Genomic DNA, 16,316 nt, shown 5'->3' on the forward strand with positions numbered 1-16,316 from the left:
GCCGATGTCGCGGCCCCCCATAAACAAAAGCCCGGTCATCGCTGACCGGGCTTCGCTTTCTGGTCTGAAACCGATCAGCGCTTGGAGACCGGCACGTAGTCGCGCTGCGGAGCGCCAACATAGAGCTGGCGCGGACGGCCGATGCGCTGTTCCGGATCTTCGATCATCTCGTTCCACTGCGCGATCCAGCCGACGGTGCGGGCGAGCGCGAAGAGCACGGTGAACATGGTGGTGGGGAAGCCCAGCGCCTTCAGCGTGATGCCGGAGTAGAAGTCGATATTCGGATAGAGCTTCTTCTCGATGAAATATTCGTCCGTAAGTGCGATGCGCTCGAGTTCCATCGCGACTTCGAGCAACGGATCGTCCTTGTGGCCGAGTTCCGCCAGCACTTCATGCGTGGTCTTCTGCATGATCTTGGCGCGCGGGTCGTAGTTCTTGTAGACGCGGTGGCCGAAGCCCATCAGGCGGAACGGATCGTTCTTGTCCTTGGCCTTGGCGATGTATTCCGGAATGCGGTCAGCCGTGCCGATTTCGGCGAGCATGTTGAGCGCCGCTTCGTTGGCGCCGCCGTGGGCCGGGCCCCAGAGGCAGGCGATACCGGCAGCGATGCAGGCGAACGGGTTGGCGCCGGAAGAACCGGCGAGACGAACCGTCGAGGTCGACGCATTCTGCTCATGGTCGGCATGCAGGATGAAGATACGATCCATGGCGCGCGACAGGACCGGGTTGACGACATATTCCTCGCACGGAACGGCGAAGCACATGCGCAGGAAGTTCGAGGCGTAGTCGAGGTCGTTCTTCGGGTAAACGAAGGGCTGGCCGATGTGGTACTTATAGGCCATGGCCGCGATCGTCGGCATCTTGGCGATCATGCGCAGCGAAGCGACCATGCGCTGATGCGGATCGGTGATGTCGGTCGAGTCATGGTAGAAGGCCGACAGCGCGCCGACGCAGCCGCACATGACGGCCATCGGGTGCGCGTCGCGGCGGAAGCCGGTGAAGAAGCGCGACATCTGCTCATGCACCATGGTGTGGTGCGTGACGCGATAATCGAAATCGGCCTTCTGTGCCTTCGTCGGCAGTTCACCGTAGAGCAGCAGGTAGCAGACTTCCAGGAAGTCGCCATGTTCTGCGAGCTGTTCGATCGGATAGCCGCGGTGCAGCAGCACGCCTTCGTCGCCGTCGATATAGGTGATCTTGGATTCGCACGACGCCGTGGAGGTGAAGCCCGGGTCGTAGGTGAACATCTTCGTCTGCTTGTAAAGCGAGCCGATGTCCACGACGTCAGGGCCGATGGACCCCGATCGCACCGGAAGATCCGCAGACTTTCCATCGAGTGTTACAACCGCGGTTTTTTCAGTCATCGGACCCTCCGTCTTATGGCAACGTGGCACTGAGACGTGCCACGAAAATGAACGTTGCGAATTTGCTATATGATTTACTTTCGACTGCCAAGCTGTACGAAAGGCAAATTGTGCGATGCGAAAATGTGCATATGGCGACGCAACAATGGCATGTTACGGCAATAAGTCCAAGGAGATCAATAATCTCGTCGGATGATGGTGCGGTACCATTCTATATAGGTTTGCCGCTTTTTTCGGCAGATAGCGCAGCGGTTGCGGTTGCCTGCCTTTGGTTGCATGATCGAGCGCATATTCGGGGGAAAGAGCGCTGGCGCAATGAGCGATACTGAAAGGCGGTATGCGTCGCACGACGCGGAGCGCGGCAGCTTCCTGCTGTCCGGTTCCGATCCCGCCAATGCCGTTACAGTTTTTGCTCCCAATGCGCCGCCCGCCTTGTTCTCGACACGGGTCAAACGCGGGATGTCGATGGTCTCGGCTCACCTCGGCCCGCGTCTGGTCAAGGCGTCTTTCGCCTCCGCGATCGAAGACGAGCGCGCGTTCGGTCACGGTTTTGTGTTGATACCGGTACTGCTGAGCTTCGGCGTCCTCACTTGGCTGTCGCTCCCTTTCGATGTCGGAATCGCCAAACTTGCACTGCTGCTTTGCGTTTTTGGTATAGCGACGGTGGCTTGCATCGGAAAATCTGCATTCCTGCGGGCACCGCTGATCGCGGCGACACTGTTTGTAGCGGGAATGGTGCTGATTGCGGCCGAGACGGCGCGTACCGATACAATTATTCTCGACGCACCGGTGACGACGAATGTGCGGGGCGTGGTGTTCTCTCGCGAACAGGACGATCGGGGCCAATGGCGCTACGGGGTAGAGGTTCAGGAGACGACCAAACCGCGCCTGCGCCGCCAACCAACGAGAATAACGCTGGTGGCGCGGGGTCGGGACGAGCCGCTGCCGATAGGAGCGATCATCGAGGGCAGGGCGCGGCTGTCGCCACCGTCCGGCCCGGCACTGCCGGGTCTGAACGACTTTGCGTTCGACAGTTACTTCAGGGGCATCGGCGCAGTCGGCTTCTTCTACGGTTCGCCGACAGGCGGAAAAGCGCCCGCGGCCGGAGAATCGGAAGCGCCTCCTTCCTTCGGTTCATCCTTGGCGACCAGGATCGCCTTGATGCGAGAGGTTGTCGGAGAGCGCATCCGCACCGCGATCGGCGGCGATACGGGCGCACTTGCCGCTGCACTGGTGACGGCGGAAGAGCGTGCCATCAGCCGCGAGACCGTCGAGGTGTTGCGGCAAGCCGGTCTTGCGCATGTGCTGGCGATCTCGGGCCTCAACATGGCACTGGCCGCCGGAACCTTTCTGATCGGCGCCCGCACGGTTCTCAGCATGGTCCCCGGCCTCGCCCATCGTGCGCCGATCAAGAAGGTCGCGGCGGCCGGCGCGCTGCTGATGGTCTGTCTCTACATTCTCATCGCCGGTGGCGCCGTGTCGGCATTGCGCGCCTGGATCATGATTTCGATCATGCTCGTGGCGGTGTTTTTCGATCGCATGTCGATCAGCCTGCGCAACGTTGCGCTCGCGGCGATCGTCATCGTCGCCACAACGCCGTCGGCGGTTGCCGGGCCGGGTTTTCAGATGTCGTTCGCCGCGACCCTTGCGCTCGTTGCCGGTTATGCGCGCTGGCGCGAGCGGCGGGAAACGGAGCTACCGGCGGCGGAAAGACAGGGCAAGGGAAGGGGGCTGGTCACGGGCGTGGTCGCCGGTGTCGTCATCACCTCGCTGATCGGCGGGCTGGCGACATCGGTCTATTCGATCGCCTATTTCCACAGGTTGCCGGCTTATGGTCTGCTCGCCAATGTTCTCACCATGCCGGTGATCAGCATCGTGATCATGCCGTTCGGCCTGTTCGCCATGCTTCTGATGCCGCTGGGGCTTGAACACTATCCACTGGTGGCAATGGCATGGGGCCTCGACCGGATGCTCGACATCGCCCGCTTCGTAACCTCGCTTGACGGCGAGATCGTCACTGGTCGGATCGGGCATCTCGGCTTTGTGCTGATTGCCACGGGCGGTGTTCTGGTTTGTGTATTGCGGAGTTGGCTGGCACTGTCGGGCGCCCTGCTGATCTGCGCCGGTCTCGTCAGCCTCGCCGTGGAGCGCGACCGTCTTCCCGACGTTGTGATAGCCGAAGATGGCCGCCTCATCGGTCTCGTCGCGAACGGCGCGATCGCGACCAACAGGACGCGCCCGTCGGATTTCGTGTTTTCACAATGGCAGCGAGCACTCGCGCTGGGAAACCATCTTGCGCCGGTGACGCTTCCGCCACCAGCTTCTACCGATCCTTATCCGGCTACGGAACCGACCGGGAAGGGCGCTCCGCCGCTCGAAGAGGCAAAGGTGGCCGCAATCCGTGCGGATCTGTCGTCGGCGATCGAGGCGAATGCTGCGGGTGTTTTCGTCTGCCGGGAAAAGCAATGGTGTGCGGCGCGCAACACTTACGACTGGACGATCATCGCGCTCGAGAACCCGCGCCTGTTTCCGGCTTTGTGCGGCCTGGCGGATTTGGTGGTGACCGCCGCGCGGGTCGATGGCGCGACGTGCCCGAGCGATCGCGCCCGTATCGTGAATGCACAGACGCTGCGTCGTACGGGTGCGATCGAAATACGAGCGCAACCGGATACGGAGCAAGCGCCGCCCGCCATGCAGTTCCGGACGGCATTCACGACTCTTGCCCGCCCGTGGGAACGGCACCGCGCCTATGACTGGCGGACGGCTACCTTCACGGATGTGCCGTCAGGCTTTTGACGGCAGTTCCAGTACGTGTCCTGAGGGCCGGGTAGGTTGCGAAATTATTCTTGATTGATAAACTCCACAAATCCTTGTCATTTGGCTCCCCTTTGCGTAAAGAGCCAAAAAAGCACGCAAGGGATGTGGCGGGTGACGACCATCCCTTCGCTCTGAAACGACGAAACGGATCAGTACGTGAGGAACAAGATGCCGAACCGAGCCCGATCGACGATCAATCTGCTGGCAGCCGCGATACTCGGTCTGTCATCGGCTGCTTTGCCTGCGGTTGCGTTCGCTCAATCAGCGAGTGAAGGATCTTTGTCCCCCCCGGTCATGAGCGGCAATCGGGAAACTGCCACAGGTTCGCCTGCGCAGGCGCCGGTCGCAGAGGGCCAGACGGCCGCCACCGCACCCGTAAGCCGGGCGACGCCGACCACGCAGGTACAGCCCGCGGCGCAGGCCACGTCGCCTGAAGCTGCCCCCGTTGCTGTCGAGGGCACCGCTGCTGCGGCCGAAGGTGCGGCGAGCCCGGTGCTGCCGCATGACCTCTCGCCGGTCGGCATGTTCATGGCAGCGGACGTGGTCGTCAAAGGCGTAATGATCGGCCTGGCAGTGGCGTCCATCGCCACCTGGGCCATCTTCCTGGTCAAGGCACTGGAGCTCTTCGGTGCCAAGGCACGCCTTACCCGTGCGGTTCGCCTCCTGTCAGCCGCCAACGGCCTCGCGGATGTCAAGAATGCGTTCGATGGCAAGACGGGCCCCGCGCCTGAGATGGTGGCGGCCGCGATCGACGAAATGGCGCGTTCGGAAGCGGTGGTCGACCATGCGCCCGCAAGCGGTATCAAGGAGCGCGTTTCATCGCTGCTGAATCGCATCGAGGTTCGCGCCGGCAAGCGCATGGCCAGTGGGACTGGCATTCTTGCCTCGATCGGCTCGGTCGGCCCCTTCGTCGGCCTCTTCGGCACGGTGTGGGGAATCATGAATTCCTTCATCGGCATCAGTAAGGCGCAGACGACCAATCTCGCGATCGTCGCACCTGGCATAGCCGAAGCGCTGCTCGCCACGGCGATCGGCCTCGTCGCTGCCATTCCGGCGGTGGTCATCTACAACTACTTCGCCCGTTCGGTGGGCGGCTACAAGGTGATCCTTGCCGATGCGGCCGCCGCCGTAGAGCGGCTCGTCAGCCGCGATCTCGACCACCGCCTGGTCCGCAAGGCGCAGCCCCGCCGTCAGGAAGGCTTCGTCCATGCGGAAACGACCATCGCACGGATCGGGTGACTCATGGCCGGAAAAGTAAGCCATGACGGCGGCGATCTCGACGAGAACAGCGAAATTAACGTCACGCCCTTCATCGACGTCATGCTTGTACTCCTGATCATCTTCATGGTGGCGGCGCCGCTCGCCACGGTGGACATGAAGGTGGATCTGCCGCAATCGGCGGCAAAGCCCGCACCGCGCGACGACAAGCCGGTCTTCGTGACCTTGAAGGCCGATCTGGTGCTTGCGATCGGCAACGAAGAAACGGCCCGCGAGACCTTCGCTGACGAGCTGAAGCGCCTGACCGAGGGCAATACCGAGACGCGTGTACTGCTGCGGGCCGACAAGGCCGTGGACTATGGCGAGCTGATGACGGTCATGAACCTCATCCAGAACGCCGGCTATGCCAAGATCGCCCTCGTGGGCCTGGAAGGCGCACCCGGGCGCTGACCTACCCGGGTCCGTGTCTCAACGATGCGTCCTGCCCTGTCCGCGCCGCCGCGCTTGGCCGTTCAAGGCCCTTCTTCCCCGTTTTTCCGGCGCAATTTGCCGCTGTCGCTTGAATCCAGCGGGGCGGCGATTTAAGAGCTTACGTCAAAGGCTTTCCGTTGAGAGCCACAAGACGATCGCGCGGGCTTCTCCGAAAAGCGGCGCCGCGCCTATCCGGATACGAGGGCACTAGCATGAATTTCGAAGCAGCGCGCACCAAGATGGTGGACAACCAGATCCGCACGACGGATGTGACGTCCCACTCGGTCTTGTCCGCCTTCCTCACCGTGCCGCGCGAGGAGTTCGTGCCCGCCAAGATGAAGGAGCTCGCCTATATCGACACCGACATCGCGCTTGAAGGTACCAACGGCGCAGCCCCGCGATTCCTGATGGAGCCTTCGCCGCTCGCCAAGCTTCTGCAGCTTGCCGAGATCGCCAAGTCCGACGTCGTGCTCGAGATCGGCTGCGGCACCGGCTACGCTTCGGCGCTCTTGTCGCTGGTCGCCGGTTCGGTCGTGGCGCTCGAAAGTGATCAGGGTCTTGCCGCCACCGCCACCGAGACCCTGGCGCGTCTCGGCTATGACAATATCGCCGTCGTCACCGGCGAACTCGAGAAGGGTTACGCTGCCGAAGCGCCCTACGACGTCATCTTCGTCCACGGCGCGGTGGAAGTGTTGCCTGCGGGTCTGTTCGAACAGCTGCGCGATGGCGGCCGGCTCGTCGTGGTCGAAGGATTTGGCAACGCTTCGCGCGCTAAACTCTATGTGCACGAGCACGGAAGAACCTCCGAGCGTGCCGATTTCAACACTGCGGTGAAGCCGCTTCCCGGCTTCCGCCGCGAGCAGGAATTTGTTTTTTGAGGTCCCGCTTATTGAGGGATATCAACATTCAAAATGCACTGCTAAAATAACAATGTTGCCAATTCGCAACGGGGTGCTTGTTTCTTTTTGAAATGCCTGCACAGAGTAGGTCTGCGCAGTTGTCGGAATCTGGAATCCGGGTTTCAAAGAGTGCAGTGGTAGTGATTTGCTCACCAGTGGGCGGTGTGAGCGCTTCATCGCCGTATCTAGGCAGCGTCGTTTTTATAACGAGGACGGCGCTGCGGGAAATAGAGGGCAGGCTCTGCCGCCCCGATCGGAGAGAGAAGTAATGGTGTCGATTGTCCGTAAAGCGGCTCTGTGGGCCGCCGTTTCGACGAGTGTACTGGTTGCCCCGCATGCAGTACTGGCCGAGACGATCTTCGGCGCAATGGCCAAAGCCTACGAGAACAACCCGGATCTGAATGCTGCGCGTGCGGGTCTGCGCGCGACGGACGAGAGTGTGCCGATCGCCAAGTCCGGCTTTCGGCCCCAAGTCGCGGCTTTCGCAACGGGAACGCTTACGACTCTCGAAAGAGAGAAAACCCGGTCACAAGACTTTCATCAGGGGCAGGTCGGCGTCTCCGTAACGCAGATGGTCTTCGACGGCTTTCAGACCCTGAACAATGTTCGCGCGGCCGAAGCGAACGTATTCGCGACCCGCGAATCGCTGCGTGCCAACGAAATGCAGATCCTGCTCTCGGCTGCGACCATCTACTCCAACATCGCCCGCGATCAGCAGCTGGTCTCTATCCGCAAGCAGAACATCGCCTTCCTTCAGGAACAGGTGAACGCCGCCAAGGCGCGCCTGGACGTGGGTGAAGGCACGCGCACGGACGTGAGCCTTGCCGAGGCATCGCTCGCCAACGCGCAGTCGCAGCTCATCGTGGCCGTTGCTCAGCTGAAGCAGAGCGAAGCGACCTATGTGCAGATTGTCGGCGACGTGCCGAGAGGCATCAAGCAGGCTTCGCCCGCTTCGAAGGGCCTGCCACGCTCGCTCGATCAGGCTGTTGCAGCAGGTCTGCGCGAGCATCCGACGATTCTGGCTGCGCAATACTCGGTCGACTCGGCAGGGTTCCAGGTGAAGTCCGCGGAAGGCACGATGCTGCCTGGCGTGACGCTTCAGGGAGAGGTCAGCCGCACCACCGGTAACGCCAGCACCAACGGTCTCGACAACAACACCTCGAGCATAACGGCGCGGCTGGAAGTTCCGATCTATCAGGGCGGCGCCGAATACGGCCAGATCCGCCAGGCAAAGGAACGCCTGGGGCAGCAGCGTATCCTGGTCGATTCGGCTCGCGCGGCTGTTCAGCAGACAATCGTCTCCGCCTATGCGCAGCTTGAAGCCGCGATTGCCCGTATTTCCGCCAACAAGGCGCAGATCTCTGCCGCCAAGCTGGCATTGGATGGCGTGATCGAAGAGCGCAAGGTCGGCCAGCGTACGACCCTGGACGTTCTCGATTCGCAACAGGACGTGCTTCAGGCGCAGGAACTGCTGGCTCTCGCACAACGCGATGCCGTCGTCGCCAGCTACACGTTGCTTGCGGCAGCGGCGAATCTTACGGTGAAGAGCCAAGGGTTGCAGGTTGCGGAGTATCGCGCCGAGCAACACTACGAGGCGGTCAAGGATAAATGGTTCGGTCTTCGAACCGTCGACGGTCGCTGAAGAAAACGCCCCGGTCGCCCCGGGGCGTTTCTATTTTTCCCCCTGAAAACAAATCTGTGCAAGAATCTGAGTGGCTGATTCGTGGCGTATGTTTCGTCCGCGAACTCACATAAGGTTTGTCGGAAATCGGCGCATGTCCTGTTCTGAGGCACATGCCGGCCGTGCAAACGAGGATGGAAATGGCACAGCTCAATGTCGCGCGTGAACCTTCGATGGATGAGATCCTGGCATCCATTCGCAAGATCATCGAAAGCAATGAGCCTGGGCAGGCCGGGCTTTCGCCGCAGCAGCACTTCGAGGACGAGGCGAGCGACGAGATCGAGTTGACGATCGACCGCGAGATCGAGACCATAACCTTCGGAAGGCGCGAGGAGCCCACAGAAACAGCACCAAGGGCCACGCCAGCGGCGCCGGCCGTAGAGCTTTCCATCGTTCCGTCCGAGGCTGGTACGGTGTCCGCGCAGCCGCCGCTCTCCCTGGCGGATGTCGCAGCACGCGTTCGCGCGGCTTCGGAGCGTCACGCGACAGGGTTTGCCCCGCGTGACACGCAGCCAGTCGCGCCGGCGCCGGTGATCCAGGACAGCCCTGTCGTAACGTCACGCATGGCCGCGGTATCGGCGCCCAAGGCTCCTGCCGTTCAGCCGATCGCCGCCCCTGAAACACACGCCTCTGAAACACACGCGAATGTGGAGGCCGTCGCTGCCCCCGGTTCATCGGAGCCTCGCGACAACCCCGAATCGCGCGTACAGGCAGCGGCCGCTGTGGTGGACACGCTGGCACCCGAGAAGGCGATCGCAGCCATCGTCTCTCCGGAAGTCGGCCGGAAGGTCGCGCAATCCTTCGACAATCTCGCTCTCGCGGTCGATCAGGGCGCGATGCGTTCGTTTGACGAAATCGCTGAGGAGATGCTGCGGCCGATGCTGCAGGAATGGCTGGACGACAATCTGCCGACACTCGTCGAACGGCTGGTTCGCGAGGAAATCGAGCGTGTTGCCCGCGGGCCGCGTCGCTGAAATTCAGACCGTTTGACGCATGGGGCCGCGGCGACCGTCGCGGCTTTTTGCGTTCGTGTTGACTTGCACCGGCCGTTCCGGTTTACAAGACACAGACATCACTCTCCTAAATTGGCTCCAAAATGCTTGATAAGACCTACGATTCCGCATCCGTCGATCCACGTATCGCCAAGAAGTGGGACGAAGAAAACGCGTTTCGTGCAGGCGCGGGTGCCAAGCCCGGCGCCGACAGCTTCTGTATCGTGATCCCGCCGCCGAACGTGACCGGCTCGTTGCACATGGGCCACGCGCTCAACAACACGCTTCAGGACATCATGGTGCGCTTCGAGCGTATGCGCGGCAAGGACGTGCTGTGGCAGCCGGGCATGGACCATGCCGGTATTGCGACGCAGATGGTGGTCGAGCGCAAGCTGATGGAAACCCAGCTGCACCGTCGCCAGATGGGGCGTGAGGCCTTCATCGAGAAGGTCTGGGAGTGGAAGGCCGAATCCGGCGGATTGATCTTCAACCAGTTGAAGCGGCTTGGCGCGTCCTGCGACTGGTCGCGTGAACGCTTCACCATGGATGACGGTCTGTCGGAGGCGGTTCTGGAGGTCTTTGTCTCGCTCTACAAGGAAGGGCTGATCTACAAGGACAAGCGCCTGGTCAACTGGGACCCGAAGCTTCTGACGGCGATTTCCGATCTGGAAGTCGAGCAGCACGAGATCAATGGCAATCTCTGGTACCTGCGCTATCCGCTCGAGCCTGGTGTCACCTATGAATATCCAGTCGCCTTCAATGACGAAGGCAAGGCGACCGAATGGGAGAAGCGCGACTATCTGGTCGTCGCGACCACCCGCCCGGAAACGATGCTCGGGGACAGCGGCATTGCCGTCAATCCGGACGACGAGCGCTACAAGCCGCTCCTCGGCAAGCATGTCATCCTGCCGATCGTCGGCCGGCGCATTCCCATTGTTGCCGACAGCTATGCGGACCCGACGGCCGGTACCGGCGCGGTGAAGATCACGCCTGCGCACGACTTCAACGACTTCGATGTCGGCAAGCGTGCAGGCCTGCGCGCGATCAACATCATGACGATCGACGGCCGCATCACCGTCAAGGACAACGAGGAGTTCCTCGAAGGACTGACCGACCCGGCTGCCTTGCATGGCGCATGGGACGAGCTCGAAGGCAAGGACCGGTTCGAGGCTCGCAAGATCATCGTCCGCATCTTCGAAGAGGCTGGCCTGCTCGACAAGATCGAGCCGCACAAGCACATGGTCCCACACGGCGACCGTGGCGGTGTACCGATCGAGCCGCGCCTGACGGAACAATGGTACGTCGACGCCAAGACGCTGGCGAAGCCTGCGATTGCTGCGGTCAAGGAAGGCCGGACGAATTTCGTTCCGAAGAACTGGGAGAAGACCTACTTCGAGTGGATGGAGAACATCCAGCCGTGGTGCGTTTCGCGTCAGCTCTGGTGGGGGCATCAGATCCCGGCCTGGTACGGCCCCGATGGTCAGGTCTTCGTCGAGAAGACCGAGGAAGAGGCGCTGCACGCCGCGATCCAGCATTATCTTGCGCATGAAGGTCCGATGAAGGCCTATGTCGAGGACCTGCTCGAGAACTTCAAGCCGGGCGAAATCCTGACGCGCGACGAAGACGTGCTCGACACCTGGTTCTCTTCGGCGCTCTGGCCGTTCTCGACGCTCGGCTGGCCGAACGAGACGCCCGAACTGGAGAAGTATTACCAGACCGACGTGCTGGTGACCGGCTTCGACATCATCTTCTTCTGGGTTGCCCGCATGATGATGATGGGCCTGCACTTCATGAAGGATGCAGACGGCACCCCGGTCGAGCCGTTCCATACGGTCTACGTCCATGCGCTCGTTCGCGACAAGAACGGCCAGAAGATGTCGAAGTCGAAGGGCAACGTCATCGACCCGCTCGAACTCATCGACGAATATGGCGCCGATGCACTGCGCTTCACGCTGGCGATCATGGCCGCGCAGGGCCGCGACGTGAAGCTCGATCCCGCTCGTATCGCCGGTTACCGCAACTTCGGCACGAAGCTCTGGAACGCCACGCGCTTTGCCCAGATGAACGGCGTCGTCGACAGCGAAGGCTTCATCCCCGAGGCCGCATCGCTGACCATCAACCGCTGGATCCTGACGGAGCTTTCGCGCACCATCCGCGACGTCACCGAGGCGATCGAGGCCTATCGATTCAACGAAGCGGCCGGCAGTCTCTATCGTTTCGTCTGGAACCAGTTCTGTGACTGGTACCTTGAACTGCTGAAGCCCGTCTTCAACGGCGAGGATGAGGCGGCCAAGCGCGAGTCGCAGGCCTGCGTCGCCTATGTTCTCGACGAGATCTACAAGCTACTGCATCCCTTCATGCCGTTCATGACCGAGGAGCTCTGGGGGCAGACGGCAGGCGAGGGCCGCGAACGCGAGACGCTGCTCTGCCACGCCGAATGGCCGGCGGCTTCCTATGCCGACGATGCCGCTGCCGACGAGATCAACTGGCTGATCGACCTCGTTTCGGGCATTCGTTCGGTTCGCTCGGAGATGAATGTCCCGCCGGCGGCAACCGCGCCGCTGATCGTCGTCGGTGCCAACAACCTGACGCGCGAGCGCCTGCAGCAGCATGCCCCGGCAATCGCCCGCCTGGCACGTGTCGAACACATCGACCATGCGTCTGTCGCCCCGCGCGGCAGCGCCCAGATCGTCGTCGGCGAGGCGACCGCGTGCCTGCCGCTCGGCAACCTGATCGATCTCTCCGCCGAGAAGTCGCGCCTGGAGAAGGCGATCACCAAGGTGGAGGCAGAGCGCGAGCGTATTCTTGGCAAATTGGCCAATGAAAAGTTCGTTGCGAACGCAAAGCCTGAACTGGTGGAAGCAGAGCGTGAGCGTCTGGTGGAGCTCGATCTTCAGAAGGAATCGCTTGGCGTCGCTCTGACCCGCGTGGCGGAAGCCGGTTAGGAAGCACGCTAGGGGTGTATTCGCCCCAGGATCAGTCGACCAAGAAAATCAGAATCCGCGGCAGCTATGTCGCGGATTTTTTATTTTAGCATGACCGGATATACTTGCGCGTATGAGCTTCGCGATCGAATCGCCGGGCCGAATACTGTAGACCGTTCACGAAATCGCTTGGCATGTGCCGGCGGAGTTTCAATGGCCATTTTTGTGGTCTCCAGCAAAAACCAATATTGTTGTCTCCGCGACACAGCTTTCGCGAGTGTTGGAAGTTTTTCCTATTTTATTGGCTTATTTACCTATTTCCCGGAATATCATTTCGGAAATGCGCGAATGTGTCTAAATCATGAGAATCTTACGTAAATCATGTGACCCATAGTGCCGCACCACCTCTGCCTCCGGCATTTGCGATTTCACATGTTCGTGAGAATACTTTCGCCACACGCGGCATGAGGTGGAATGTCGCAGAGTGCAGTGCAGGGGAGGAGCTTGATGGCTCACATGAATTTTAAGCGTGGCGTCCTGACGGTGGCGGCTGGTTTGCTGTTTGCGTCGGCGGCCCACGCCGGCGGTCTCGAGCGCGGTGGCTACAACATCGACCTGCTGTTCGACCCGTCGGACTACGCGGCAGAAGCGTCGGCAACCTACGTCAATCCGCAGCGCGAACTCAATAACGTCGTCGATCTCAACCCGTTGAACGGTACGCCTGGTGGTCCGTCCAGTGGCGTTCGCGACACCGAGAGCTACTGGGTGCCGCGCGTCGGCATCAAGGCTGGGATCGGCGAAGGCTTCGACTGTATGGCTGACTATTCGCAGCCCTGGGGCGCGCACTCGAAGCCAGGATTTAACTGGGCCGGCGCCAATGATAACGCCGAAACGAAGGTCGAAAGTGACAACTATGCTGCGACCTGTTCCTACAAGTGGGCGGTCGGCCCGGGCCAGTTCCGTGTGATCGGTGGTGTTTTCTACCAGGAGGTCGGCGGTTTCAAAGAACGTCAGGTCGTACCGGCATTCGGCACCTTTGATGGCTCCGGTCGACTTGATCTCGAAGGTACAGGCTGGGGCTGGCGCACTGGCGTTGCCTACGAGATTCCTGAGTATGCTGTGCGGGCAAGCCTCGTTTACAACAGCGCGGTCGATCTGGATGACCTTTCCGGCTCGATCGATCTGCGCGAAGCGGCGCTTCCGGTGGTGATCCCTGGCGTGGGTCTGGTTCGGATCCCGGGCACCAAGTATGATGTTTTCGGCAACGCTTCCATGCCGGATTCGCTGGAGTTGAAGGTGCAGTCGGGTATCGCTCCGGATTGGGTGGCGTTCGGCTCGGTCAAGTGGACTGACTGGAGCCAACTCCAGGTTCTGAGTTTCTGCCCGCGTACGGCCAACCCGCTCACGCCCTGCACGAGCCTCAACTTGCTCTACCGCGACGGCTGGACAATCTCGGGCGGTATCGGCCACAAGTTTACCGACAAGCTCAGCGGCGCGGCCAGCATCACTTGGGACCGCGGCACGAGCCACGGCTTCGGCACGCAGACCGACACCTGGACATTCGGCACCGGGCTTTCCTATGCCGCAACCGAGAACCTGGAGTTCCGCCTCGCCGGTGCGGTCGGTATACTGACGGGCGGCAGCTCCGGTCCGCAGACGTTTGAGGGACAGCCCGTCGGTACCGACGTGAAGTACGATTTCGACGACGACTACTTCGCAGCCGTCTCGACTTCGATCAAGATCAAGTTCTGATCCTTCGTTAATCAGACCGTTCAGGGCCCGGTTTCAACCGGGCCTTTCTTTTGGTGTGGAGTGTTTAACCAAGCGCCAGTAGCGTCCCGCAATGTGACGATTCAGCAACACATTTAATGCTAGAGTTTGTTAGCATCGGACTCGTCCCGGCTATGTCCATTTCCCGCCACAAACAGGGAGCAGCGATAGTAGGGACAAACCTGCAACGTGAAAACGAAACCTGCGGCGTTTGGTGTGAAATGAAACTTGGACTGTCGATGTTCACGTCAGATGTGGCCTCCGGTGCTTTTGTGCAAGCGGTCGACTGAAATGGTCTTTTCGGCGGATGTGTCGAAGTTTCGTTCTGGAATGGGCGCGTCGATATCGTCGACGGATGTGGTGAAGTTTTGGGCGGCGGCGGGTCGCCCGGGTGTTTGTGTTTGCAGCGGTGATGAGTTCGGCGTGGCCGGCTGGAACGGAAGAATTAGACTGTGATGCTTGCGGGTGAACTGAAGTCACTGAAGGTTGCGATACTCGGCGTGTCGCTGGCGGTCTGCGGGACCATCACCATGCCGGCTTTTGCCTTTGATCCGGGGGCAGGCGTTACGAAGGAATCCGGTCCCTTCGCGCTCTTCAAGTTCGGTTTCTCCGCTTACAAGAACGGTCGCAAGGACGAGGCCATCGAAGCCTACAAATACGCAGCGGAGAAGGGGCATACCGGCTCGCGCTGGGCTCTGGCCAATATGTATGCCTATGGCGACGGTGTCGCCGAGAACGACCTCGAAGCCTTCAAGATCTATAGCGAGATCGCCCAGCAGGGCGTGGAGCCGGGTTCCGAGGATACCGGTTACTTCGTCAACGCATTGATCTCTCTTGCCGGCTACTACCGACGCGGCATTCCCGACAGCCCGATCAAGTCGGATATGGCCCAGGCGCGGCAACTCTATTTCCAGGCGGCGTCGACCTTTGGGGTCGCTGAGGCGCAGTTCCAGCTTGCGCGCATGCTGCTCTCGGGCGAGGGCGGCAATGTCAACGTTCAGCAAGCCAAGAAGTGGCTCAATCGGGCCCGCAAGAGCGGCCATGCCGGCGCCATGGGTGTCTTCGGCAACGTGATTTTCCAGGAAGGCCAGACCGTCCGTGGTCTCGCCTATATGACTGCCGCGCTCGACCAGTGTTCGCCGAAGGATCGGCCCTGGATGCAGTCGATGCAGGAGCAAGCGTTCTCGCTGGCGAGCGAGGACGACCGCCGCACGGCAATCGCCCTGTCGCAGAACCTGCACATGCAGGGCGACGACGACTGATCTCACCGCGGAACAACCCACAAAAACAGCAGAGCTAATACGGAATAGCCGAACGGCAGCTCCGCGCCTCAGGCGGCGACGAAGGCAAACTCGCCGATGACCGGGACGTGGTCCGAGGGCTTTTCCCAGGCGCGCACATGCTTGTCGATCGCGGTCGAAACCAAACGATCGGCTGCCTCCGGCGACAGCATCAGATGGTCGATGCGAATGCCGAAATTCTTGGGCCAGCAGCCGGCCTGATAATCCCAGAACGTATAGAGCGGGACCGCGTCCGACGTCGCCCGCACGGCATCGATCAAGCCGAGATTGCGCAGGCGCCGAAACTCCGCGCGTGTTTCAGGCAGGAAGAGAGCGTCGTTCTGCCAGACCTTGATGTCCCAGCAGTCATGCTCCTCCGGGATGACATTGTAGTCGCCGGCCAGGATGAAGGGCTCTTCGAGCAGAAGGCGCTGCTCGGCATAGGCGGCAAGCCGGCGCATCCAGGAAAGCTTGTAGGGGTACTTCTCGCTATCGACGGGATTGCCGTTCGGCAGGTAGAGCGAGCAGACGCGGATCACGCCGCCGGCAACCGAGAACACGCCTTCGATGAAACGGGACTGCTCGTCCGAGTCGTCTCCGGGCAGTCCGCGGTTGACTTCGTCCGGGCGCAGCTTGGAGAGCAGGGCGACACCGTTGAAGCCCTTCTGGCCGTGGGTCTCGACATGGTAGCCGAGCGCCTCGATTTCCAGACGAGGAAAGCCATCGTCGACAGATTTGATTTCCTGGAGGCAGACGATGTCCGGATTGGCTTCCTTGAGCCACGCCAAGAGGCTGTCGATTCGCGCCTTAACGCCATTGATGTTCCAGGTCGCAATCTTCATGGCTCGAAACGCCCTTCCATATCGGTGAGTCCTTGACGCCGAGAATCTTCTAGCTGCT

General features: G+C 61.1%; 11 protein-coding genes. 9 read left to right on the plus strand and 2 right to left on the minus strand.

All coding sequences use genetic code 11. The annotated features are described in order from the left end of the window. Window positions 1-74: 74 nt before the first annotated feature. Complete coding sequence (gene gltA, locus QM996_RS06370) at window positions 75-1,364, minus strand: citrate synthase (protein ID WP_173516397.1); 1,290 nt, start codon at window positions 1,362-1,364, stop codon at window positions 75-77. A 315-nt stretch (window positions 1,365-1,679) separates the two neighbouring features. On the opposite strand from gltA, the gene QM996_RS06375 reads away from it, so the two are divergent. The 9 genes from QM996_RS06375 to exoR all read left to right on the plus strand — a co-directional run bounded on the left by QM996_RS06375 (window position 1,680) and on the right by exoR (window position 15,398). Then, a complete protein-coding gene (locus tag QM996_RS06375; RefSeq protein WP_500269726.1) occupies window positions 1,680-4,160 on the plus strand; it encodes a ComEC/Rec2 family competence protein in 2,481 nt (826 codons plus the stop codon). A 315-nt stretch (window positions 4,161-4,475) separates the two neighbouring features. After that, on the plus strand, window positions 4,476-5,420 hold the full coding sequence (exbB, locus tag QM996_RS06380) for a tonB-system energizer ExbB (protein ID WP_500270259.1): 945 nt from the start codon (window positions 4,476-4,478) through the stop codon (window positions 5,418-5,420). A 3-nt stretch (window positions 5,421-5,423) separates the two neighbouring features. Continuing rightward, complete coding sequence (gene exbD, locus QM996_RS06385) at window positions 5,424-5,849, plus strand: ExbD/TolR family protein (protein WP_500269727.1); 426 nt, start codon at window positions 5,424-5,426, stop codon at window positions 5,847-5,849. A 233-nt stretch (window positions 5,850-6,082) separates the two neighbouring features. Beyond that, window positions 6,083-6,748: a protein-L-isoaspartate O-methyltransferase family protein gene (locus QM996_RS06390; RefSeq protein ID WP_500269728.1), complete on the plus strand. Its 666-nt coding sequence runs from the start codon at window positions 6,083-6,085 to the stop codon at window positions 6,746-6,748. 289 nt (window positions 6,749-7,037) lie between these two features. Continuing rightward, window positions 7,038-8,411 carry a TolC family protein gene (locus tag QM996_RS06395; protein WP_500270260.1) on the plus strand — a complete coding sequence of 458 codons (1,374 nt, stop codon included), beginning with the start codon at window positions 7,038-7,040 and terminating at the stop codon, window positions 8,409-8,411. Window positions 8,412-8,590: 179 nt separating this feature from the next. Then, complete coding sequence (locus QM996_RS06400; RefSeq protein WP_500269729.1) at window positions 8,591-9,424, plus strand: PopZ family protein; 834 nt, start codon at window positions 8,591-8,593, stop codon at window positions 9,422-9,424. Window positions 9,425-9,546: 122 nt separating this feature from the next. Next, window positions 9,547-12,387 (plus strand): valine--tRNA ligase, encoded by a 2,841-nt coding sequence (locus QM996_RS06405; RefSeq protein ID WP_500269730.1) that lies wholly within the window; start codon window positions 9,547-9,549, stop codon window positions 12,385-12,387. Between the two features lie 486 nt (window positions 12,388-12,873). Further along, on the plus strand, window positions 12,874-14,118 hold the full coding sequence (locus QM996_RS06410) for an OmpP1/FadL family transporter (protein ID WP_500269731.1): 1,245 nt from the start codon (window positions 12,874-12,876) through the stop codon (window positions 14,116-14,118). Between the two features lie 473 nt (window positions 14,119-14,591). Then, window positions 14,592-15,398: a tetratricopeptide repeat protein gene (exoR, locus tag QM996_RS06415; RefSeq protein WP_500269732.1), complete on the plus strand. Its 807-nt coding sequence runs from the start codon at window positions 14,592-14,594 to the stop codon at window positions 15,396-15,398. A gap of 68 nt (window positions 15,399-15,466) precedes the next feature. Here the strand turns inward: exoR and xth are convergent, their stop codons facing one another. Beyond that, a complete protein-coding gene (xth, locus tag QM996_RS06420; protein WP_500269733.1) occupies window positions 15,467-16,258 on the minus strand; it encodes an exodeoxyribonuclease III in 792 nt (263 codons plus the stop codon). Window positions 16,259-16,316: the final 58 nt, after the last annotated feature.

It is taken from the genome of Sinorhizobium chiapasense, from assembly GCF_045277575.1.
Lineage (GTDB): Bacteria > Pseudomonadota > Alphaproteobacteria > Rhizobiales > Rhizobiaceae > Ensifer > Ensifer chiapasense_A.